Annotated in this window: 20 protein-coding genes and 1 pseudogene; 20 read left to right on the top strand and 1 reads right to left on the bottom strand. The window is 54.6% G+C overall.

The window, feature by feature from the left end; all coding sequences use genetic code 11:
* The first annotated feature begins 115 nt into the window (after window positions 1-115).
* Window positions 116-1,795: a methyl-accepting chemotaxis protein gene (locus tag NWF31_RS12805; RefSeq protein WP_258360902.1), complete on the top strand. Its 1,680-nt coding sequence runs from the start codon at window positions 116-118 to the stop codon at window positions 1,793-1,795.
* Window positions 1,796-2,049: 254 nt separating this feature from the next.
* Complete coding sequence (locus tag NWF31_RS12800; protein WP_258360901.1) at window positions 2,050-3,327, top strand: IS110 family RNA-guided transposase; 1,278 nt, start codon at window positions 2,050-2,052, stop codon at window positions 3,325-3,327.
* Between the two features lie 355 nt (window positions 3,328-3,682).
* Here NWF31_RS12800 and NWF31_RS12795 read toward each other — a convergent pair.
* A pseudogene (locus NWF31_RS12795) lies at window positions 3,683-3,840 on the bottom strand (transposase domain-containing protein); the annotation flags it as partial.
* Between the two features lie 116 nt (window positions 3,841-3,956).
* Between NWF31_RS12795 and NWF31_RS12790 the strand changes: the two are divergent.
* From NWF31_RS12790 to NWF31_RS12705, 18 genes are all read left to right on the top strand, one after another.
* A complete protein-coding gene (locus NWF31_RS12790) occupies window positions 3,957-5,504 on the top strand; it encodes a YifB family Mg chelatase-like AAA ATPase (RefSeq protein WP_258360895.1) in 1,548 nt (515 codons plus the stop codon).
* A 125-nt stretch (window positions 5,505-5,629) separates the two neighbouring features.
* The gene (locus NWF31_RS12785) at window positions 5,630-6,154 is read left to right on the top strand and encodes a ferredoxin domain-containing protein (protein WP_258360894.1); all 525 of its coding nucleotides are present in this window, start codon (window positions 5,630-5,632) and stop codon (window positions 6,152-6,154) included.
* Between the two features lie 103 nt (window positions 6,155-6,257).
* Window positions 6,258-7,361 carry an iron-containing alcohol dehydrogenase family protein gene (locus NWF31_RS12780; RefSeq protein WP_258360893.1) on the top strand — a complete coding sequence of 368 codons (1,104 nt, stop codon included), beginning with the start codon at window positions 6,258-6,260 and terminating at the stop codon, window positions 7,359-7,361.
* Window positions 7,362-7,586: 225 nt separating this feature from the next.
* Window positions 7,587-8,681, top strand: a complete 1,095-nt coding sequence (dprA, locus tag NWF31_RS12775) for a DNA-processing protein DprA (protein ID WP_258360892.1) — start codon at window positions 7,587-7,589, stop codon at window positions 8,679-8,681.
* An 11-nt stretch (window positions 8,682-8,692) separates the two neighbouring features.
* Window positions 8,693-10,783 carry a type I DNA topoisomerase gene (gene topA / locus NWF31_RS12770; protein WP_258360891.1) on the top strand — a complete coding sequence of 697 codons (2,091 nt, stop codon included), beginning with the start codon at window positions 8,693-8,695 and terminating at the stop codon, window positions 10,781-10,783.
* A gap of 24 nt (window positions 10,784-10,807) precedes the next feature.
* The gene (gene trmFO / locus NWF31_RS12765; RefSeq protein ID WP_258360890.1) at window positions 10,808-12,121 is read left to right on the top strand and encodes a methylenetetrahydrofolate--tRNA-(uracil(54)-C(5))-methyltransferase (FADH(2)-oxidizing) TrmFO; all 1,314 of its coding nucleotides are present in this window, start codon (window positions 10,808-10,810) and stop codon (window positions 12,119-12,121) included.
* Window positions 12,122-12,175: 54 nt separating this feature from the next.
* Window positions 12,176-13,105: a tyrosine recombinase XerC gene (gene xerC, locus NWF31_RS12760; protein WP_258360889.1), complete on the top strand. Its 930-nt coding sequence runs from the start codon at window positions 12,176-12,178 to the stop codon at window positions 13,103-13,105.
* 5 nt (window positions 13,106-13,110) lie between these two features.
* Entirely contained in the window at window positions 13,111-13,635 is a 525-nt protein-coding gene (gene hslV, locus NWF31_RS12755) for an ATP-dependent protease subunit HslV (RefSeq protein WP_258360888.1), read from the top strand.
* A gap of 22 nt (window positions 13,636-13,657) precedes the next feature.
* A complete protein-coding gene (hslU, locus tag NWF31_RS12750) occupies window positions 13,658-15,040 on the top strand; it encodes an ATP-dependent protease ATPase subunit HslU (RefSeq protein WP_258360887.1) in 1,383 nt (460 codons plus the stop codon).
* A gap of 20 nt (window positions 15,041-15,060) precedes the next feature.
* A complete protein-coding gene (gene codY / locus NWF31_RS12745; protein WP_258360886.1) occupies window positions 15,061-15,843 on the top strand; it encodes a GTP-sensing pleiotropic transcriptional regulator CodY in 783 nt (260 codons plus the stop codon).
* Between the two features lie 169 nt (window positions 15,844-16,012).
* Window positions 16,013-16,711 carry a 30S ribosomal protein S2 gene (gene rpsB / locus NWF31_RS12740; protein ID WP_258360900.1) on the top strand — a complete coding sequence of 233 codons (699 nt, stop codon included), beginning with the start codon at window positions 16,013-16,015 and terminating at the stop codon, window positions 16,709-16,711.
* Window positions 16,712-16,825: 114 nt separating this feature from the next.
* Window positions 16,826-17,434 carry a translation elongation factor Ts gene (tsf, locus tag NWF31_RS12735; RefSeq protein ID WP_258360885.1) on the top strand — a complete coding sequence of 203 codons (609 nt, stop codon included), beginning with the start codon at window positions 16,826-16,828 and terminating at the stop codon, window positions 17,432-17,434.
* Between the two features lie 103 nt (window positions 17,435-17,537).
* A complete protein-coding gene (pyrH, locus tag NWF31_RS12730; protein WP_258360884.1) occupies window positions 17,538-18,260 on the top strand; it encodes a UMP kinase in 723 nt (240 codons plus the stop codon).
* On the top strand, window positions 18,260-18,817 hold the full coding sequence (gene frr, locus NWF31_RS12725; protein WP_277999023.1) for a ribosome recycling factor: 558 nt from the start codon (window positions 18,260-18,262) through the stop codon (window positions 18,815-18,817). The genes pyrH and frr overlap by 1 nt, the downstream gene beginning before the upstream one ends.
* A gap of 2 nt (window positions 18,818-18,819) precedes the next feature.
* Complete coding sequence (locus tag NWF31_RS12720; protein ID WP_258360883.1) at window positions 18,820-19,029, top strand: PASTA domain-containing protein; 210 nt, start codon at window positions 18,820-18,822, stop codon at window positions 19,027-19,029.
* Window positions 19,030-19,047: 18 nt separating this feature from the next.
* On the top strand, window positions 19,048-19,218 hold the full coding sequence (gene fdxA / locus NWF31_RS12715) for a 4Fe-4S ferredoxin (RefSeq protein WP_258360882.1): 171 nt from the start codon (window positions 19,048-19,050) through the stop codon (window positions 19,216-19,218).
* Window positions 19,219-19,281: 63 nt separating this feature from the next.
* A complete protein-coding gene (gene uppS, locus NWF31_RS12710) occupies window positions 19,282-20,061 on the top strand; it encodes an undecaprenyl pyrophosphate synthase (RefSeq protein WP_422880285.1) in 780 nt (259 codons plus the stop codon).
* A gap of 18 nt (window positions 20,062-20,079) precedes the next feature.
* Window positions 20,080-20,865, top strand: a complete 786-nt coding sequence (locus tag NWF31_RS12705; protein WP_258360881.1) for a phosphatidate cytidylyltransferase — start codon at window positions 20,080-20,082, stop codon at window positions 20,863-20,865.
* Window positions 20,866-20,877: the final 12 nt, after the last annotated feature.

Genomic DNA, 20,877 nt, shown 5'->3' with positions numbered 1-20,877 from the left:
GCGTAATTATCGCTGTCCCCTGGGGGAAATTGATATTATTGCTACTGATGTCGTCTAGACTTTCTGCGATTTTTAGAACATTTTCTAAACCATAAAAAAGGAGGATTTAACCGTGATGAAAAAACAAAAGGATGCGTCTATGAAAACAAGGATAGCAATTCCTCTGTTAATGATTGGTCTTGCATTGGTTATAGAAATAGGAGTAATACTTTATTCCTCACTTATATTATTGTTCTCCCAAAAACAAAACGTAATTATAACTCTATTAATGTATGTAACTGGCATGCTTATAGGAGTGTTTGGTATCGTTATCCTGTGGAAAAGAGTTTTAAAACCTCTTATGGTGATCATTGCATGCCTTAAGCTTTTAGCTGACAAAAACCCTGTTGCCGCAGACAGGTATTTGAAAAATAATAAAATACCTGACGATATAAATATAAAGTTTACAAATGTGCTGAACACTTTATTCAGTTTAATTGGGAATTCTCAAAGGAGTTCCGAAGAACTCTCATATTTTACCAATCTGATCAAAGAAGATATAAATAATAACCTCAAAAGCATTGGAGAAATATCTCAGGCTATACAAGAGGTGGCTGGTGGCGCCGATGAGCAAGCCGGAGTGGCCCAAAGGCTTGCCGAAAGTATGCAAACCTTGAATAACTTGGCCGGCGATATAAAACAAATAACATGTGAAGGAGTTAAGCTGGCCCAAGAAGCTAAGTTTATGCAAGATAACAGTGAAAAAGTAATCAACCTGCTTTTGGTAGATATGCGGCGGGCTACGGATTCCAACGAACACTCGGCGAAGAAGGCTTATGAGTTGGCTGAACAAGTAGACCAGGTAACCCACTTTGTCGAAGTGTTAAGCAATATAGCCGAACAGACCAATCTTCTGGCGCTGAATGCCGCCATTGAAGCTGCCAGGGCCGGGGAAGCAGGGCGAGGCTTCGCCGTTGTAGCGGATGAAGTAAGGAAATTAGCGAACCAATCAGCTAAGTCTTCTCAAGAAATAAGGCAATTAGCCAATTCCATAAAAGAACAAGCCAATAGAGTAGCCGAGGAAGTTAAAGATAGTACAAGTCTTGTTATAGAGAACCTTAAAAAAGGACAGGAAGCGCTGGGCACCATGCGCAAGGTATCAGAAGCTTTTGTTCGGGTAATGCAGACGCTTGATACAGTAAACAACAGTACGCAAGAGCAGGTAGAGAAATTAGAAGCCATCAGTATGGAAGCCGAAAGAGTGGCCACCGTATCCCAGGAGACGGCAGCTAGCGTGGAAGAGGTTTCTGCTTCGACATCCTATCAGACAAAGGCAATTGAACATATAAAAAGCACGGCCGAACGCTTAATAAATATAGCCACCCGTTTTCAGGAGATTTCTAATATGTACACTAAAGACTGTATTGACCTGCAAATAAAAAATCGATTGGCAAATAAAGCTTTAGCTGTACTGAAAAGCGCTGCTGAACATCCGGATGTAAAAGCTTTAAACCTTGACAGAGCGGGCAAGGTTTTGACGGAAGCCTTCAAGAAAGAAGAATGCTTAAATGCCCCTCTGCTAATTGGCGTAGATGGCAGTACTTTATTTAGCACAGGCAAAATTGATAGCCGTATTAATTGGTCTTTTCGTTCCTGGTTTCAGGGAGCTTTGCGGGGGGAATGTGTCGCAAGCGAACCGTATATCAATCTGGTAAATAATACAATTATAATGATGGTGGCTGTTCCGGTAAAAAACGATACGGGTGAAATTGTTGCTATTTTATCTGCTTCGATCATCCCGACAGGTTACATTTAAGATTGAGCATAGGCATGTCGCGTTGCATACCTCTACTCTACAGTTACGACTATAGTATCAACTGGCAGTCGTATAGATCCGAACCGGAAATGTACCCCGAATATGAAAGCACTTTTTTGTAAACGTAAAATAATCCCCACCTTGCAACAAGCATTCCTGTAATGAATTAAGGTAGGTGTTGCCAATAAAAAAGCCTCCTGGTAAAAAAATAATAGACTCAAAACAAATAAACCCACCAGGAGGCGAGAAACCGAATTAATGAGGTGCAAAAGAAATTACTGGTCCATGGCGATGTGATAATTGTCGGTATCGATGTAGCCAAACACAACCACTGGGCACGGATCTATAACCAAATCGAACTGGATGTGGTCAAACCCTTCAAGTTTCATAATAGCAGAGAAGGCTATTATCGTCTAGTAGCCAAAATGGAAGAAGCCAAAGAAAAAGCCAGGGCAACAAAGGTAGTAGTCGGCATGGAACCCACCGGCCACTACTGGAAACCCTTAGCATGGTTTCTCCAGGAGCAGGGCTATACGGTAGTGATAGTCAACCCCTATCACGTAAAAAGGCGGAAAGAGGAAGTAGATAACTCCCCCACCAAGAACGACCGAAAAGACGCCGGGATAATAGCCAAAGTAATTAAGGACGGGAATTTCCTCCACTGCCTTTTGCCCCAAGGAAAATATGCCGAACTAAGGAATCTATCCGTAACCCGGCGGCAGCAACGCCGGAAACTAAACAGCGCCTTAAACCAACTCCAGGCCATCCTGGACGAATACTTCCCCGAGCTAGGGCAAGTATTCAAAACCCTGTTAGGCAAAGCAGCCCAATGGGTTTTAAGGAACTGTCCCTTCCCCAGGTTAATATTAGCCTATAAGCTCGAAGAATTAGCCGAGAAGCTAAAAGAAGCCAGTAACCAACGGGTAGGGATGAAAAGAGCCCAGGCCCTCTACCAGACGGCCCAGGAGTCCATAGGAGTAACCGAAGGATTAACCGGAGCCCGACACAGGTTAAACGCCTGCCTGGACGAAATAGCCTTTTACCAGAAGCAGATCGAGCAAACGGAAGCAGCCATGGCCGATATTTTGGCCGGAATAGATATCGCAGGCAATTTATTAAGCATCCCCGGTATAGGCCTGGTAACAGTAGCCGGCTTTTTAGGCGAAATAGGTGAACCCCGGAATTACGAGCACTGGAAGCAGATCCAAAAACTCGCCGGGCTAAACTTAAGCGAACAAAGTTCCGGGCAGAAGAACGGGCAAAGCAAGATATCCAAACGCGGGCGAGCCGAATTAAGGAACCTGTTATACCAGGCCAGTATAACTCTGGTAGCCAAAAACCATGAATTTAAAGCCCTGTACCACTACTTCCTGACCAGGCGGGAAAACCCGTTGAAGAAAAAGCAGGCCGAAGTCACCATATCCTTAAAATTATTGCGGGTGATGTACGGCTTGGCCAGGAAGAAAGAAAACTACGACCCTGACAAAGTATTAGGCGACTATCGCCGCGCCCAGTTACAGCAAGCAGCTTAAAAATAAAAACCCAAACACAAGGTAAAAAGTCTTGGGTGGGGGAAGCCATATCATCTCCATAAGGGCATAGACCCTGCTTGTAAGTACTGGCACAACCCACCCGCCCTCAAAAGGCCGAACGAAGGAATGAAACAGGGCATAGACCCCGGGAGACATGATAGGGTAGCCGAGGGTAAGGAAGTGGTGAGGTTACTACCCAAGACTTAAAGATTAGGCCATCGTCTTGTTGTTGTGAATGATGATGGAGGCTTAGTCTGCCCTCTTGGACTTCATCATAAAAAATGAAAATCTAAGAGAGCAGGCGATTTAACGAGCTAGAAGCAAATTATTGAGATAGGTGGGGACTCAAACTAGTTTATTTATCAACCCGGCAAACATATGTTAAGGAATCGGACCACGGCGGCAGCTGATCTAAGGCAATTTTGTCTTGGGTATCCAGTTTGGAAGTTTTTCAAATTGATAGCGCAGGTACTGAAAGGGGTTCAACCCATTTTCCTTGGCTGTTTCTAAGATCTGATCGGAGGGGAAAAATTACCTCAGGGGTCTTTTCTTTTTCACAACCTTAGCAGGAACTCCCGTTCTGGTGGCGAATAGCAAATGAGGGTCTAAAAACCACCAGGGGGTTCAGTATGCTAGCCATTGTCAATTCTGTCGTCCTCGTGGGACTGGAGGGGCAGGGCGTACGGGTAGAGGTCGATATTAGCAATGGGCTGCCTCTTTGTGATATAGTGGGTCTCCCGGACCCCTCCGTGAAAGAGGCCCGGGAACGGGTGCGGGCGGCAATTAAAAACTCCGGCTTTGACTTCCCTTTACGCAGAATTATCGTTAACTTGGCCCCTGGTGATATTAAAAAAGAGGGTCCCATCTATGATCTGCCTATTGCCCTGGGTATCCTGATGGCTGCGGAAGAACTTGGTAGCGGGCCGGAGGCGGCCATCTATGCTGTGGGCGAGCTTTCCCTGGAAGGTAGCCTGCGGCCTATACCCGGGGTTTTGCCCATGGCCCTGGCTTTACAGGAGTTCCTGCCGGGAGCCACTTTTATTGTCCCGGCGGCCAATGCCAATGAAGCAGCCCTGGCTTCAAAGATAAAGGTACTGGCGGCAGAAAGCCTGGCTCAGGTGGTGGCTTACTGGCGCGGGGAAGCGGAACTGCCGGAAGTTAAACCGGCGACAGATGGAATCTGCCCTCCGGTTTTTAACGGGGTGGACCTGGCCGATATCAAGGGACAAATGGCCGCAAAGAGGGGCCTGGAAATTGCTGCCGCCGGCGGTCATAATATCCTCCTCATCGGCAGTCCCGGGGCGGGGAAAACCATGCTGGCCCGGAGCCTGCCTTCAATCCTGCCGCCCCTGACTTATGAAGAAGCCCTCACGGTAACGAAGATTTACAGCGCCGCCGGGTTGCTGGCACCCGGCCAGGGGCTGGTAACGGAGCGCCCCTTCCGCGCCCCCCACCATACGGCTTCAACGGCCAGCATAATCGGCGGCGGACGTATCCCCAAACCCGGGGAAGTAAGCCTGGCTACCCACGGCGTCCTATTCCTGGATGAAATGGCCGAATACCGCCGCGACGTCCTGGAAGCCCTGCGCCAGCCCCTGGAAGATAGGGTCGTCACCGTCTCCAGGGTAGCGGCGGCTATCACCTATCCTGCCGATTTTCTTCTAATCGGCAGCATGAATCCCTGCCCTTGCGGCTATTACGGCGACGGGGTTAAAGAATGCGTGTGTACCCCCCACCAGGTGGCCCAGTACCGCAGGAGGTTGTCGGGGCCCTTGCTGGACCGGATCGACCTGCACCTGGAAGTTCCCCGGTTGACCTATAGCGAAGTTGAGGCCGGGGCCGCCAGGGAAAATTCGGCGGCAGTAAGGGAGCGGGTTGCGGCCGCCCGGCAAAAGCAGCGGGAGAGGTTTAAGGGTACGGGAGTTGCCTGCAATGCCGCCATGCCCTCGCGCCAGGTATATCAATTTTGCCGCCTGGATCACCAGGCGCGCACCCTCCTGCGGGATGCCTTTAATAAGCTGGGCCTCTCCATGCGGGCCCATGACCGTCTCCTCAAGGTGGCCCGCACTATAGCCGACCTGGAAGGAGCGGGGGTAATAACTGCCGCCCACCTGGCCGAAGCCATCCAGTACCGCAGCCTGGACTGGGGAGAAGAGAAACAGGGCATGATACAATAAAGGCGTCCCTGCCGGGGAACCGGGGTGTTTGCAAGGTTATAAAGTCTTTACAGCCAGGGCATGTTATCTGCAGCCAAATGGATTTTAACTGCTCGGCCCAAGCGTAATTAAGGAGGTAAATGTGCATGCCTGAATTTCAAGCCATGGGTGTAATTGCCGAGCTGATGGCCATTGCCGCCCGGACTGCACCCAAGACCGGAGGGAAAGACTTCATTGAGCTAAAGATTCTCCGGGGAGAAAGCTTAGAAGACCTGGCTATAGCTATGGCCCGCTACGGCCAGGAGAGCGGGAAGAAAAACTTTGACCGCGACGGCGAGAATGTCCGCCGTTCCGATGCCGTGCTCCTGGTAGGGCTGAAAAACGCCGCTAAAACCGGCCTGGACTGCGGTGCCTGCGGGGTGCCTCGCTGTGCCGACCTGGAACAGTTGCATGATGGCCCCGAGTTTGCCGGGCCGATCTGCGCCTGGCGGGTAATGGACCTGGGGATAGCCCTGGGATCGGCCGCCAAGATGGCGGGGATGCTTAATGCCGACAACCGCATAATGTACCGTATTGGGGTCGTAGCCAGGAAGATGGGCCTCATGGACGCCGACGTTATTGCCGGTATACCCATCGCCGCTACCGGAAAAAATATTTATTTTGATCGATAATATTATAACAAAGCAGGACTACAGCTCCGGTTCATGACGCCCAGGGCTTCTTACCCTGGGCGCCCATTCATTATTATTGAAGGGATTTGTGGAGGAGATTAAAATGGCCTTCAGTTTTTACCTGCCAACCCGGGTTTTTTTGGGGGAGGGGGTTTTAGAGGAGTATGGCGATTTCCTCGGCCGCCTTGGCCGGCGGGCCTTAGTAGTTACCGGGCGCAAAAGTGCCGTTACCAGCGGTGCTATGGCCGACTTTGAAGAGCTGGCTAAAAGGCTTGGTTTGAGCCGGGTTGTTTTTGATGAAGTGCCGGCCAACCCGACCCTGGAGACTGTCGCCAAAGCCGTTGACCTGGCCCGCCGGGAGGATGCCGATCTGGTCATTGGCATTGGTGGCGGTTCCCCCATGGATACCGCCAAGGCCGTTGCCCTCCTCGTTCCCAACCGGGCAGAGGCAGGCCGGCTTTACGAGGCGGACCTGCCGGAGCTTCCCCTGCCTATGGTGGCCATACCCACTACTGCCGGGACAGGGAGCGAGGTTACCCAGCATGCTGTTTTCACTTTACCGGCAAAGGAAATAAAAAAAGGTTTTAGCGACGACCGCTGTTTTCCCGTTTTGGCCCTGGTGGATCCCCGTTATACTTATTCCCTGCCCCTCGATATTACTATCGATACGGCCCTTGATACCCTTACCCATGCCATAGAGGGTTACCTTTCCAGGCGGGCCACCCCTTTAAGCGATACCCTGGCCCTGGAAGCCATAAGTCTTTTTGCCGGGCAAAAGGAGGCCCTGCTGGCCGGCAAACTGCTCCCGGCGACCAGGCGGGACCTCATGTATGCCGCCACCCTGGGAGGTATGGTCATTGCCCAGACCCGGACGACCATTCTTCATACTTTGGGTTATCCTTTAACCTACAGCCATGACATACCCCATGGCCGCGCCAATGGCTATTTACTGGCAGCATACCTTGAATTCATCCGGCCGGCGGAACCGGTCAAAGTAGATAATATCCTAAAGGTCCTGGGGATGGCATCCGTAGAGGAAGTTGCGGAATTGACCCGGTGCTTATTACCTCCCCCGGGAAAATTCCCGGAAAAAGAACTGGAAAGGATGGCCGCCCTGGCAGCAACCAATGGGAGCAGCCTGGCCTGGACGGCCCGCCAGGCGACCCCGGCCGATTTATGCAATATTTTATGCCGGAGCTTTGGGTAATATCCGGAACCCGGCTCCGGGTTCTAAATCTTTTAGCTTGCCGCATCTATTATGTCCCTCTCGAGGGACTTTTTTTATTCCGGTCTTGACGACCTTGTAAAGAATAGATATGCTTTTAAAAAACCCGGTAACTTTATCTTTCATCCATAGCGGCAGGAAATTTCATCCGGACCGCGAAAGGTTAGCTTAAAAAACCATACTGAAAGGCACTGCAGGGGAGACCCAATGAGAACTTTAGAAGAAAAGCCCTTCTGGGTAGCCCTCCAGCAGGCACCCGGACTGGGAGCCCGCCGGGTCCTCCAGCTGGTTAAATTTTTCGGGAGTCCCCGGGCCGCCTGGCAGGCGACGGAAAAAGAACTCCTGGCCCTTGAAGGTCTGGGAAAGGCGGCAACTTCTTTGATTGATTGGCGCCGCCAGGTAACACCGGAAAAAATTATGGCTAAACTAGATTCGGCCGGGATAAAAGTCCTGACCCTGGCGGATGAGGATTACCCCCTGGAACTCAAGCGTATTTACGACCCGCCGCCCGTCCTTTACTGGCGGGGGAGCAAGTTGCCGGGGGAAGAACTTAAAATCGCCATTGTCGGCACTCGCCGGGCGACGGCCTACGGCCTTAAAGTGGCTACCGAACTCGCCGGGGGTCTTGCCGCCGCCGGCGCCGGTGTGGTCAGCGGCCTGGCCAGGGGCATAGATGCCGCCGCCCACCGGGGAGCCATCCGGGAAAACGGCCTCACCTGGGGTATCCTGGGTTGCGGGGTGGATGTCATTTATCCCCCCGAACACCGTGAACTTTATCACCAGGTCATGGACCACGGGGCCGTCCTTTCCGAGTATCCCCCGGGCACCCCGCCGGAAGCCGGCCATTTCCCGGCCCGCAACCGCATAATCAGCGGCCTGGCCAGGGGTACGGTGGTCGTCGAGGCCGCGGCCAGGAGCGGCGCTTTAATTACGGCCGACCTGGCCCTGGAACAGAACCGTGACGTCTTTGCCGTCCCGGGGCCGATCACCGGCCGTTACAGCCAGGGTCCCAACGAATTAATTAAACAGGGAGCGCGGGTGGTGACCGGGGTGGCCGACATTCTGGCCGAATATGAGGCCGATTCTCTGTGGAATTTATCCCCGCAGGAAAGCCGGGTGGAGGTAACCCTATCGGCCGTCGAGGAAAAGGTCATGGACGCTATCAGCGTCATGCCCGTCCACCTGGATACCATTATAGCCGCAACCGGCCTGCCGCCGGGGGAAGTGAATACCGCCTTGCTGCAACTGGAAATGAGAAATATAATCCGGCGCTTGCCGGGAGGTTTTTACCTGCGCTGTTAGGGGGAATTCTTTTGGCCCATACACTGGTTATCGTGGAATCGCCGGCCAAGGCCAAAACTATTGGTAAATTTCTGGGAAGGAACTACACCATTAAATCGTCCATGGGGCATATCCGCGATTTGCCCAGGAGCCAGTTTGGCGTTGACATCGAGCGCGGCTTTGAGCCCCGCTATATTACCATCCGGGGCAAAGGTACTATTGTCAAAGAATTGCGGGAAGCAGCCCAGAAATGCGGGCGCGTCTTGCTGGCTACGGACCCGGACCGGGAAGGGGAGGCTATCGCCTGGCACCTGCAGCACCTCCTGGACCTGCCTCCCGGGCCGGTGCGCATCGAGTTTAATGAGATAACTCGCAATGCCGTCCAGGAAGCTATCAAAAAACCCCGGGAAATCGACCAGAACCGGGTTGATGCCCAGCAAGCCCGGCGGGTACTGGACCGCGTCGTGGGGTACCGCCTGAGCCCCCTCCTGTGGCGCAAGGTACGTAAAGGTTTAAGTGCCGGCCGGGTGCAGTCGGTGGCCGTGCGCCTGATTGTCGACCGGGAAAGGGAAATAGAAGCTTTCCGGCCGGAAGAATACTGGAGCCTGACGGCATGGCTGCTGGCAGGAGGCGACGGCGAGGCTTTTCCGGCTAAACTCTTTAAGTTTGCCGGCGAGGAGCCGAAGATTAAAAATGAAGGCGAAATGCAGGCCATCCTGGCAACCCTGGAAGGGGCTAGCTATGTCGTAACCGGGGTCAAGCAACGGGAACGGCGTAAAAACCCGGCCCCCCCCTTCACCACCAGCACCCTGCAGCAGGAGGCTTATCGCAGGCTTAATTTTACCGCCAGGCGGACCATGCAGGTGGCCCAGCAGCTTTACGAGGGCATCGATCTGGGAGGCAGTGAAGGCCCCGTCGGCCTGATTACCTATATCCGAACCGATTCCACCCGTATCGCCAGGGTAGCCCAGCTGGAAGCCAGGGATTTTCTCATGGAGCGCTTCGGCCCCGAGTACGTACCTGAAGGCCTGAGGCAGTTTAAGGGGCGCAAGGACATCCAGGATGCCCATGAAGCCATCAGGCCCACTTCCGTCTGGCGGGAACCGGGATCCCTGAAAAACGTCCTGACCAGGGACCAGTTTCGCCTCTACAATCTAATCTGGGAACGCTTTGTAGCCAGCCAGATGCAGGCTGCCGTAATGGATACTATGACGGTAGATATCAGCACCGGTCCCTGCCTTTTCCGGGCCGCAGGGTCGGTAATCAAGTTCCCGGGCTACCTGCGGGTTTACCAGGAAGGCAGCGACGGTGAAGGTAAGGAGCAGGAGCAAAGGCTGCCCGCCCTGGCTGAAGGCGAGGTTTTGCAACTGCAATCCCTGGAGCCCAAACAGCACTTTACGCAGCCGCCGCCGCGTTATACCGAAGCCACCCTGGTGAAAACGATGGAAGAGCTGGGTATCGGTCGGCCCAGCACCTATGCCCCTACCATTGAAACCATCCTGGAACGCGGTTATGTGGTGAGGGAGCAGAAACAGTTTATCCCCACGGAGCTGGGCCGGGTGGTGGTAGATCTCCTAAAAGAACACTTTCCTGATATTATCGACATCGAATTCACAGCCCATATGGAGGAACAGCTGGACGAGATTGAAGCCGGGAAATTATCCTGGCGCCGGGTAGTGGCCGAATTCTACGAGCCCTTCAGCCGGGTCCTGGAACGGGCCGAAAAGGAAATCGGCACCATCGACATCCCGGAAGAAGTAAGCGAAGAAAAATGCGAACTCTGCGGCCGCAACCTGGTGGTCAAAACGGGCCGCTTTGGTAAATTCCTGGCCTGTCCCGGCTTTCCCGATTGCCGCTTTACCAAACCCCTGCTGGAAACCATCGGCGTTAAGTGTCCCCGGTGCGGGGGAGAAATTGTGGCCCGGCGGACGAAAAAAGGACGCAAATTTTACGGCTGCCAGAACTACCCGGAATGCAACTACGTTTCCTGGGATAAGCCTACCAACCTGAACTGCCCTCGCTGCGGGACCCGCCTGGTGGAAAAGGCTTCCCGCCATGGTGTGCGCCTGCTGTGCCCCAGCAAGGAATGCGGCTATGAAGAAAAGGTCCAGCAGGCCAAGTAATCTGCCATCAACGGAGGCGATAAGTTGCCGGAAAAGCTGATCATTATCGGCGGCGGCCTGGCCGGTAGCGAGGCCGCCTGGCAGGCTGCCAGGCGAGGGATAAAAGTCGAGCTGTGGGAGATGCGGCCGGGCAAGATGACGCCGGCCCATCGTACCGGCTACCTGGCGGAGTTAGTCTGCTCCAATTCTTTGCGGGCCGATACCCTGGAAAACGCGGCCGGCCTGTTAAAGGCGGAGATGCGCCTGGCCGGTTCCCTCCTTATGGCCGTAGCCGGGGAATGTCGGGTCCCGGCCGGCAAGGCCCTGGCCGTGGACCGGGAGGAGTTTGCCGCCCGGGTGACTGCCGCCCTGGAGGCCGAAGAAAAAATAACCATTATCCGGGAAGAAGTCCGGGCTGTTCCCGATTATACGCCGGTAATCGTTGCTTCCGGGCCCTTAACTTCCCTGGCCCTGGCCGAAAGCTTAAACAGTTTAACCGGCACCGGTTATCTATACTTTTACGACGCGGCGGCACCCATTGTCACTGCCGATTCTTTAAATTACAGCCGCATTTTCAAGGCTTCCCGCTACGGGCGGGGAGAAGAAGACTATCTCAACTGTCCTCTGAATGAAGAGGAATACCGGCGCTTTTATGAGGCCCTGATTACGGCCGAACGCCACCCCCGGCATCAATTTGAACCGGAAGTGGTTTTTGAAGGGTGTATGCCGGTGGAAGTCATGGCCCGGCGGGGACCGGATACCCTGCGCTTCGGCCCCATGCGCCCGGTAGGCCTCGTTGACCCGGCCACCGGCAAAGAACCCTATGCCGTGGTGCAACTGCGCCGGGACAACCTGGCCGGTACCCTGTATAACCTGGTAGGTTTCCAGACGAGCCTCAAGTGGGGAGAACAGGAACGGGTCTTCCGCCTCATCCCCGGCCTGGAAGAGGCGGAGTTTGTCCGTTTCGGCGTCATGCACCGCAACACCTATATTAATGCGCCCCGGGTACTTAAACCTACCCTGCAGTTGAAGGAACACCCGCAGGTTTTCCTGGCAGGACAGCTGACCGGAGTGGAGGGTTACATTGAATCTGCCGCCAGCGGCCTGGTAGCGGGAGTCAACGCGGCGCGTTTAATCAAGGGCCTGGAACCCCTGGCCCTACCGCCGGTTACGGCCCACGGTGCCCTCCTTCACTATATTACCGATCCTACCCATGACCCCCTGCAGCCCATGCATATTAATTTTGGCCTGCTGCCGCCCCTGGAACGCCGGGTGAAAAACCGGGAAGCGCGTAACCGGGCCCTGGCGGAACGGGCTTTAGAAATTTGGTCCGGTCTCGGTGAATTTTCCGGCAATTGACTTGCACTCCCCAGGTGAATATGTTAGCATATATAGGGTTCGGGGGATGGGGGTATGATCGGGACTGCATTTCAAGAAGGGCTGGAAAGGTTTATCTTATACCTGGAGGGCGAAAAACAGGCTTCCCCCTGTACCGTTACCGCTTACCGGGCCGATATCGAGCAATTTGCTGCCTTTGTATACGAGCGCCGGGGTCCTGAGGCCGGGCCGGGCGACGTCGATACCTGGCTGGTGCGCCGTTTTCTCGGCTGGCTGAATCAACTGGGCCGGGAAAAGAGCAGCATGAACCGCAAGCTGGCTGCTCTGCGTTCCTTTTACCGTTTTTTGCTCCGGGAGGGAAAGGTAGAAAGCAGCCCGGCGGCGCTGCTGGCAGGACCGCGGCGGGAGAAACGTTTACCCCGTTTTTTAAGCTACGGCGAAGTGGAAAAACTGCTGGCCGTACCGGCTGCCACGCCGCTGGGTTTGAGGGACCGGGCCATAATGGAAACTCTATATGCCTCCGGCATCAGGGTGAGCGAGCTGGTCGGCCTGGACCAGGATGACCTGGACCTGGAGGCCGGTTATGCCCGCGTCCTGGGCAAGGGCCGGCGGGAAAGGGTCGTCCCCCTTGGTAGCCAGGCCATTAAAGCCCTGCGGGACTACCTGCTCCGGGGGCGCCCGGTCCTGGCCGCCCGCCGCAACCCGCCGGAAGCAAAGGCCCTGTACCTAAACCACCTGGGAGGCCGGCTTACCGTTCGCGGCGTGCGGGAGCGGTTAAACCATTACATCGCGAAGGCGGCTTTAAATGGCGGCATTTCCCCCCACACCCTGCGTCACTGTTTTGCCACCCATATGCTGGAGAGGGGGGCGGATCTCAGGGCAGTGCAGGAACTCCTGGGCCATGTAAACCTTTCTACCACCCAGATCTACACCCATATAAGCCAGGCGAGGCTACGCGAAATATACCAGCAGGCCCACCCGAGGGCTAAAAGAAGTGAGGAGTAGAATCTGTGGACGGTACAACGGTTATTGCCGTACGCCATAAAGGCAAGGTAGCCATAGCCGGCGACGGGCAAGTCACCTTTGGGAATACCATTATGAAACACAAGGCCCGTAAAGTACGCCGCCTGTACCAGAATAAAGTCCTGGCCGGTTTTGCCGGCAGTGTGGCCGACGCTTTTACCCTTTTTGAAAAGTTCGAGGCCAAGCTGGAAGAATACCACGGCAACCTCCAGCGCGCCGCCGTAGAATTGGGGAAAGAGTGGCGTACGGACAGGTTTTTACGGCGCCTGGAAGCCCTGCTGGTGGTGGCCGACCGGGAACATCTATTGATAATATCGGGAAACGGTGAGATAGTTGAACCCGATGACGGCATCGCCGCCATCGGCTCCGGCGGTCCCTATGCCCTGGCGGCAGCCCGGGCTCTAATCAAGCATACCGGACTGGATGCCGGCGCCATCGCCCGGGAGGCCATGGAGATTGCCGCTTCTATCTGCATCTATACCAACAATAATATTGTATTAGAGGAAATCTAATCTCCAGGTGGGGGGGAAAAGCTTGGATCTTACACCCCGGCAGATAGTAGCCGAGCTAGACCGCTATATCGTCGGCCAGGAAGAGGCGAAAAAGTGCGTGGCCGTTGCCCTGAGAAACCGCTACCGCCGGCAAAAGCTGGACGCCGATTTACGCGATGAAGTCCTGCCCAAAAATATCATTATGATCGGGCCTACCGGTGTCGGCAAAACCGAGATTGCCCGCAGGCTGGCGCGCCTGGTAGGGGCGCCTTTTTTAAAGGTTGAAGCTACCCGTTTCACGGAAGTCGGTTATGTCGGCCGCGATGTCGAATCTATGATCCGGGAACTGGTAGAAAATGCCGTGAGAATGGTTAAAATAGAAAAGCGGGCTGAAGTAGAGGCCAAAGCAGCCAGACTGGCGGAAAAACGCCTGCTGGACTTAATAGCTCCCCGGGCTGGGAAGGACAGGGGCGGTCGTTCCCCGTGGGAAGTCCTTTTCGGTGGGGGAGGGACCGGCGGGGAAGGGGCAGTGCCGGAAGACGAACAAACTTCCGAACAGCGGGCCATCCTCCGGGAAAAATTAAAACGCCAGGAGCTGGAAGATATGATGGTGGAGGTGGAAGTAGAAGATAGTGCCACCCCGGGGATTGTAATGGGCGGCCTGGGACTGGAAGAGCTGGGGATGAACATCCAGGATATGCTGGGCAACCTCCTCCCCCGGCGCAAGCGCAAGCGTATGGTAACGGTGGCGGAAGCCCGGCGGATACTCACCCAGCAAGAAGCCGATAAAATGATCGATATGGACGAAGTGGCAGCCATTGCCGTCCGGCGCGTAGAACAGGATGGGATTATCTTCCTGGATGAGATCGATAAAATTGCCGGGCGGGAAAAAGGGGCCGGCCCTGATGTTTCCAGGGAAGGAGTCCAGCGTGACATCCTGCCCATAGTGGAGGGTACCACGGTCCAGACCAAGTACGGCCCGGTAAAAACCGACCATATCCTCTTTATCGCCGCCGGGGCCTTCCATGTGACCAAACCCTCGGATCTCATTCCCGAGCTCCAGGGGCGGTTTCCCATCAGGGTAGAACTTAAAAGTTTGACCCGGGATGACTTCAAGCGCATTTTAATCGAACCTAAAAATTCCCTGTTACGGCAATATACGGCACTAATGGCGGTAGAAGGAATAGAATTACAATTTTCAGCCGATGCTATTGCGGAAATTGCCGATATTGCTTATACTGTAAATAATCAGGGGGAAGATATTGGTGCGCGCCGGCTGCATACCATCCTGGAAAAGGTTTTGCAGGATCTCCTATTCCAGGCACCGGAAGTAGAGGAGCGGCGGGTTATTATCGACGCCACCTATGTCCGGCAACAGCTGGGCGACATCATGTCTCATGTCGATTTGCAAAGTTATATACTTTAATTAAGGAAGGAAGATGGTTGATGGAAACTTTACTTGAAAGGTCAAGGAAAATTAACCGCCTGCTGCAGCGAGCGGCAGGTAATCCGGTAGATTTTCAAGAGATGGCCAGCGTAATGCGCGACGTCCTGGGAGCCAACACCTACATTGTTGGCCGCCATGCTCGCGTCCTGGGTTATGCCTTTGTTGAAGGCTTTACCTGCGACATTATGGAAGACATTGTCTTCCAATCGGAGCGTTTCCCGGAACAGTACAATGAACAGCTCCTGCGCATCGACGAGACCCAGGCCAACTTTTGCCAGGTAGGCAATGCCTGCGTTTTTGACCTGGATAAAAAATGTGTCTTCAACAACAAGCTGACGACGGTGGTGCCCATCGTCGGCGGCGGCCAGCGCCTGGGGACCCTGGTCCTCTCCAAATTTAATGTCCGCTTTGACGACGAAGACCTGGTCCTGGCTGAATACGGGGCTACCGTCGTGGGCATGGAGATCCTGCGTTCCAAAACAGATAAAATTGAGGAAGAAGCCCGCAAGCGCGCCGCCGTCCATGTAGCCCTGGCGACCCTGTCATATTCCGAGCTGGAGGCCGTTGAACATATCTTCTCCGAGCTGGACGGCGACGAAGGTATCCTGGTAGCCAGTAAAATCGCCGACAGGGCAGGTATAACCCGGTCCGTTATCGTCAACGCCCTGCGGAAATTTGAAAGCGCCGGCGTCATTGAGTCCAAGTCCCTTGGCATGAAGGGAACCTATATCCGTATCCTCAATGACCACCTGTTGGAGGAGTTAGAAAAGCTGCGCCGTTAAATTCAAGGTATTACTTGCCGGGTACCTGGGGTTTATGTTATACTAACCTCTGGTGCTTAATTCCACACGCGCCTGAAGGCAGGGGAAGTGCCGGTTGTGAGGGTCCCCCTGGCCTGATGAAGGAAGCGGCGGGTAAACTACAGGAGGTGTAACATAAGTGATTATATCAATGAAGCAATTGCTGGAGGCCGGGGTCCATTTCGGCCACCAGACGCGGCGCTGGAATCCCAAAATGGCACCGTATATCTTTACGGAGCGCAACGGGATCTATATCATCGACCTCCAGCGCACCGTCAAAAAGATTGAAGAAGCCTATAATTTCGTCCGGGACCTGGCCCGCGACGGGGGCAAAATCCTTTTTGTGGGGACCAAGAAGCAGGCCCAGGAGGCCGTAAAGGAAGAGGCAGAACGCTGCGGCATGTTTTATGTCAATGTACGCTGGCTGGGAGGCACCCTCACCAACTTCCAGACCATCCGCCGCCGCATCGAGCGTTTAAAAGAACTGGAACGCATGGAAGAAGAAGGAACCTTTACGGTGTTGCCCAAAAAGGAAGTAGCCCGCCTGCGGGGCGAGAAGGAAAAATTGGAGCGTTACCTGGGCGGCATTAAGGAAATGAAGAATTTACCCGACGCCCTCTTTATCATCGACCCCCGGAAAGAGCGGATTGCCGTGGCCGAAGGGCGGCGGCTGGGCATTCCCATTGTGGCCATTGTCGATACCAACTGCGATCCTGACGAAGTAGATTATGTCATTCCCGGCAACGACGATGCCATCAGGGCCGTCCGCTTGCTGACCAGTAAAATGGCCGACGCCGTTTTAGAGGGCCTGCAGGGACAGGATCAACCGGAAGAAGTCGTGGGAGAATAATTTTTACCGGGCGTAGGTTTTACCTACGCTTACATAGTGTGTGCCTGCTGCCCTGGAACAGGTTGTTACATTTTGTAGCCTGCCGGTAAAAGCTAAGAGTGGAGGAGTGAAGCTATGATTTCGGCTGCTGATGTCAAAGAGCTGCGCAACCGGACTGGAGCAGGGATGATGGACTGCAAAAAGGCCCTGGAAGATTCCGGTGGCGATATGGAGAAAGCCATTGAATATTTACGCAAGAAAGGCCTGGCCACCGCCGCCAAAAGGGCCGGTAAAATAGCCAGCGAAGGCCTGGTCCACGCCTACATCCACGGCGGCGGCCGGATCGGCGTTTTGATCGAGGTCAATTGCGAGACGGACTTTGTGGCCAAGACCGACGCTTTTAAAGAACTGGTTCACGACCTGGCCATGCAGGTGGCTGCTTCCCGGCCTGAATATATAGCCCGGGAAGATGTGCCGGAAGAAGTCCTGGCCAAAGAAAAAGAAATATTAAAGGCCCAGGCCTTAAATGAAGGCAAACCGGAAAAGGTAGTCGAAAAGATCGTCGCCGGGCGCCTGGAAAAATTCTACCAGGACAGTTGCCTTCTGGAGCAACCCTTTATTAAGGATATGGACCGGAAAGTCCAGGACCTTATTAACGAAGCCGTAGCCAGGCTGGGCGAGAAAATTGTTGTCCGGCGTTTTGCCCGTTACGAAGTCGGCGAAGGCATCGTGGCGGAGGAATAAAGGCATAAAAAAGAGCACCGTGGTGCTCTTTTTTTCCGCAGGCAAAGAGGAATTTGCAGGAACATGTAGAAGTATTCAGGGGTTACGGAGGTATATACCGGGTATGGGGCAACCCAAGTATAAGAGGGTAGTTTTAAAGGTCAGCGGTGAAGCCCTGGCCGGCACCCAGGGTTTCGGCATAGATCAGGAAGTCCTCAGTTCTATCGCCGCGCAAATAAAAGAGGTTAGGGAGCTGGGAGTGGATGTAGCCATTGTTGTCGGCGGCGGCAATATCTGGCGGGGAGTTAAAGGGAGTGCCCGGGGTATGGATCGAGCTACGGCCGATTATATGGGCATGCTGGCAACGGTAATTAATGCCCTGGCCCTCCAGGATGCCCTGGAAAGCCAGGGTGTGGATACCCGGGTCCAGACGGCCATTGAAATGCGCCAGATAGCCGAGCCCTACATCCGCCGCCGGGCCATCCGCCACCTGGAAAAGGGCCGGGTGGTCATCTTTGCTGCCGGGACGGGCAACCCCTATTTTTCCACCGATACAACTGCGGCCCTGCGGGCGGCCGAGATCGAGGCTGACGTTATCTTAATGGCGAAACGGGTTGATGGCGTTTATGATTCCGATCCGGAGATAAACCCCCACGCCAGGAGGTTGAAGGATCTCGATTACCTGGAAGTATTAAACGGCGGCCTGGGAGTAATGGATGCGACGGCGACTTCCCTGTGTATGGACAACCGTATTCCCATTATTGTCTTTGGCATAAAAGAAAAAGGCAATATCCTTAAAGTCATCATGGGTGAAGCCATCGGTACCTTTGTCGGGAGGTTAGAGTGATGCTGGAGGAAATTTTAAAAGAAGCCGAAAGCAGGATGCAGAAGACGGTGGAGGGGCTGCGCCGCGAAATGGCTTCTATCAGGGCGGGGCGGGCCAACCCGGCCTTGCTGGAAAAGGTCACCGTTAACTATTACGGCACACCGACCCCTATTAACCAGTTGGCTACGGTTTCGGCCCCGGAAGCCCGGCTCCTGGTCATCCAGCCCTGGGACCGCAATATCCTGCCGGATATGGAAAAGGCCATTTTAAAGTCTGACCTGGGGTTGACGCCGGCCAGCGACGGCACCGTTATACGCATTGTAATTCCCCAGCTAACGGAAGAACGGCGCACCGAGCTGGTCAAAATGGTCCGCAAGAAGGCGGAGGAATTCCGGGTCCTGGTTCGCAACGTGCGCCGGGAAGCCAACGACAAGTTAAAAGCCCAGGAGAAGAATAAAACTGCCTCCGAAGATGAGGTCAAGCGGGCCCAGGAAAAGGTCCAGAAAATGACCGATAATTACATCCAGGCTATCGATAAACTCCTGGCCAACAAAGAAGCGGAAATCATGGAGGTATAGCTTTGGATGCACCTGACTGCATAGGTTTAACCCTGGCCGAAGCCAGAAGGGTCCTGGCAGCTGGCGGATGGCAGGTGCATAATTACTCCTTTACCGGTCCCCTGCGCCCTTTGCCGTCAGAGGAAGAAGAGGGCCGTGTCGTGCGTTTACGCCTGGTGGGAGCCGGCCGGGTTGACCTGGTCCTGGCTTATGTAGATACTCACCACCAGTGAAAGGAGGTGTAAAAGGCTATGCCCCATCGAATCACGGAAGAATGCCTGTCCTGCGGCGTCTGTGCAGATGAGTGCCCCCAGGGCGCCATCTCCGAAGGTGAAGATACCTATGTTATTGACCCGGAATTGTGCACTGATTGTGGTACTTGCATGGAAGCCTGTCCTAATGAAGCCATCGTGGAAGAATAAGATGGCAACATTCCCCCTCGCCGAGGGGGTTTGTTTTATAGGCTGCTCACATTAGGGGGGAAGCTGGTGGCTGGTTTCCTGACTAGATGGCTCCGCCCCGGGCCGACCATGACGGCGGAGGAGGCCGAACTCGAACCGGGCAAACTGCCCCGCCATGTAGCCATTATCATGGACGGCAATGGGCGCTGGGCCGGGAAGAGAGGCCTGCCCCGGGTGGCCGGCCACCGGGCCGGGGTCGAGGCTTTACGCGATATCGTCCGGGCCTGCGTTGACTGGGGTATTGCCATTCTAACGGTATATGCATTTTCTACAGAAAACTGGAAAAGGCCCCAGGAAGAAATAGAAGCCCTGATGAACCTCCTGGTCGAGTACGTGCGCCGGGAGTTACCCGAATTAAAGGAGAAGGGGGTCCAGGTGCGGGCCATTGGCCGCCTGGAAGCCCTGCCCCTTGCTGCCCGGGAAGAGCTGGCCCGGGCCAGGCGGGAAACGGCCGGCAACAGCAGGCTCATTCTCAACGTCGCCCTCAACTATGGCGGCCGGGCCGAACTGGTGGATGCCTGCCGGCGGGTTACCGGCGAAGTCCTGGCCGGCAAACTCCGCCCTGAGGACATCGATGAAGACGTAATCAAAGGCGCCCTTTATACCGGGGACCTGCCGGATCCCGACCTCTTAATTCGCCCATCTGGGGAAATGCGGTTAAGTAACTTCTTGCTCTGGCAGCTGGCCTATACGGAATTATGGTTTGCTGACATCTACTGGCCTGATTTCCGGCGGGAGAATTTACGCCAGGCCCTGCTGGCTTACCAGCAAAGGGAAAGGCGATTCGGCGGCCTGAAAATATGAGCCATGGTGGTGTTTCATATGCTGGTCACCAGGATTTTAGTTGCCATGGCAGGCATCCCGCTATTACTCGGAACGGCCTACCTGGGCGGCTGGATGTTGCTCTTGCTGGTAATCCTTATGGCTTTTACCGGCCTGGTAGAATTCTATCACCTGGCTGCCCGCTGGAAGCTAAAACCAATCGTCCCGGCGGGGATTGCAGGTGGCTTACTTTTTATTGTCGGAGCATACTTTAGTAAGGGTACGGCGGCCTGGATGGGTGCCTGGCTCACATTGGCCATGCTCTTGCTCTTCCTGGCCCTTTTTCCCCGGGTGGCGGCAGCGGATGTGGCCATAACCCTCCTGGGCAGCTGGTACATAGGGGGCATGCTGGCTTACCTGCCCCTCCTTCGCCTTTTACCTGGAGGTGCCGGGATCCTTATCCTGGCCTTCCTCCTGACCTGGGCCAACGATACTGGCGCTTATTTTTGCGGCCGTATTTTCGGCCGCCGCCATCCCTGGCCGGCCCTCAGCCCCGGTAAAACCTGGGCCGGGGCTGCCGGCGGCCTCCTGGCTACTCTAATAATTGTGGAAGTTCTGGGGCCTCTGCTGCTGCCTGCCTTTAACAGTTGGCTCCTGGCCGGCCTGGCCGTACTCGCCGCCGTTGCCGCCCAGGCCGGCGATTTAATTGAATCGGGTTTCAAGCGCCAGGCAGGTGTTAAGGACAGCGGCCGGCTTTTACCGGGCCACGGGGGAATTTTAGACCGTTTTGATAGTTTGCTCCTGGTAGCCCCGGTGGTATACTATTATGTGGCCTTCTTTTTATAAAAATGGAGTGAA

Origin of the sequence: Neomoorella sulfitireducens (genome assembly GCF_024733845.1) — a bacterium.
In the GTDB taxonomy this organism is placed as follows: domain Bacteria; phylum Bacillota; class DSM-521; order Neomoorellales; family Neomoorellaceae; genus Neomoorella; species Neomoorella sulfitireducens.
The sequence above is the reverse complement of the archived record's forward strand: the minus strand, read 5'-3'. Positions and strand labels throughout refer to the sequence as shown.

What these genes read in the sequence shown, in the direction of transcription:
- NWF31_RS12785 (WP_258360894.1), top strand. Translation starts at nt 5,630, where the DNA reads ATGCCTGAATTTCAAGCCATGGGTGTAATTGCCGAGCTGATGGCCATT.
- fdxA (WP_258360882.1), top strand. Translation starts at nt 19,048, where the DNA reads ATGCCCCATCGAATCACGGAAGAATGCCTGTCCTGCGGCGTCTGTGCA.
- NWF31_RS12790 (WP_258360895.1), top strand. Translation starts at nt 3,957, where the DNA reads ATGCTAGCCATTGTCAATTCTGTCGTCCTCGTGGGACTGGAGGGGCAG.
- NWF31_RS12705 (WP_258360881.1), top strand. Translation starts at nt 20,080, where the DNA reads ATGCTGGTCACCAGGATTTTAGTTGCCATGGCAGGCATCCCGCTATTA.
- rpsB (WP_258360900.1), top strand. Translation starts at nt 16,013, where the DNA reads ATGAAGCAATTGCTGGAGGCCGGGGTCCATTTCGGCCACCAGACGCGG.
- NWF31_RS12805 (WP_258360902.1), top strand. Translation starts at nt 116, where the DNA reads ATGAAAAAACAAAAGGATGCGTCTATGAAAACAAGGATAGCAATTCCT.
- NWF31_RS12780 (WP_258360893.1), top strand. Translation starts at nt 6,258, where the DNA reads ATGGCCTTCAGTTTTTACCTGCCAACCCGGGTTTTTTTGGGGGAGGGG.
- tsf (WP_258360885.1), top strand. Translation starts at nt 16,826, where the DNA reads ATGATTTCGGCTGCTGATGTCAAAGAGCTGCGCAACCGGACTGGAGCA.
- xerC (WP_258360889.1), top strand. Translation starts at nt 12,176, where the DNA reads ATGATCGGGACTGCATTTCAAGAAGGGCTGGAAAGGTTTATCTTATAC.
- codY (WP_258360886.1), top strand. Translation starts at nt 15,061, where the DNA reads ATGGAAACTTTACTTGAAAGGTCAAGGAAAATTAACCGCCTGCTGCAG.
- frr (WP_277999023.1), top strand. Translation starts at nt 18,260, where the DNA reads ATGCTGGAGGAAATTTTAAAAGAAGCCGAAAGCAGGATGCAGAAGACG.
- pyrH (WP_258360884.1), top strand. Translation starts at nt 17,538, where the DNA reads ATGGGGCAACCCAAGTATAAGAGGGTAGTTTTAAAGGTCAGCGGTGAA.
- dprA (WP_258360892.1), top strand. Translation starts at nt 7,587, where the DNA reads ATGAGAACTTTAGAAGAAAAGCCCTTCTGGGTAGCCCTCCAGCAGGCA.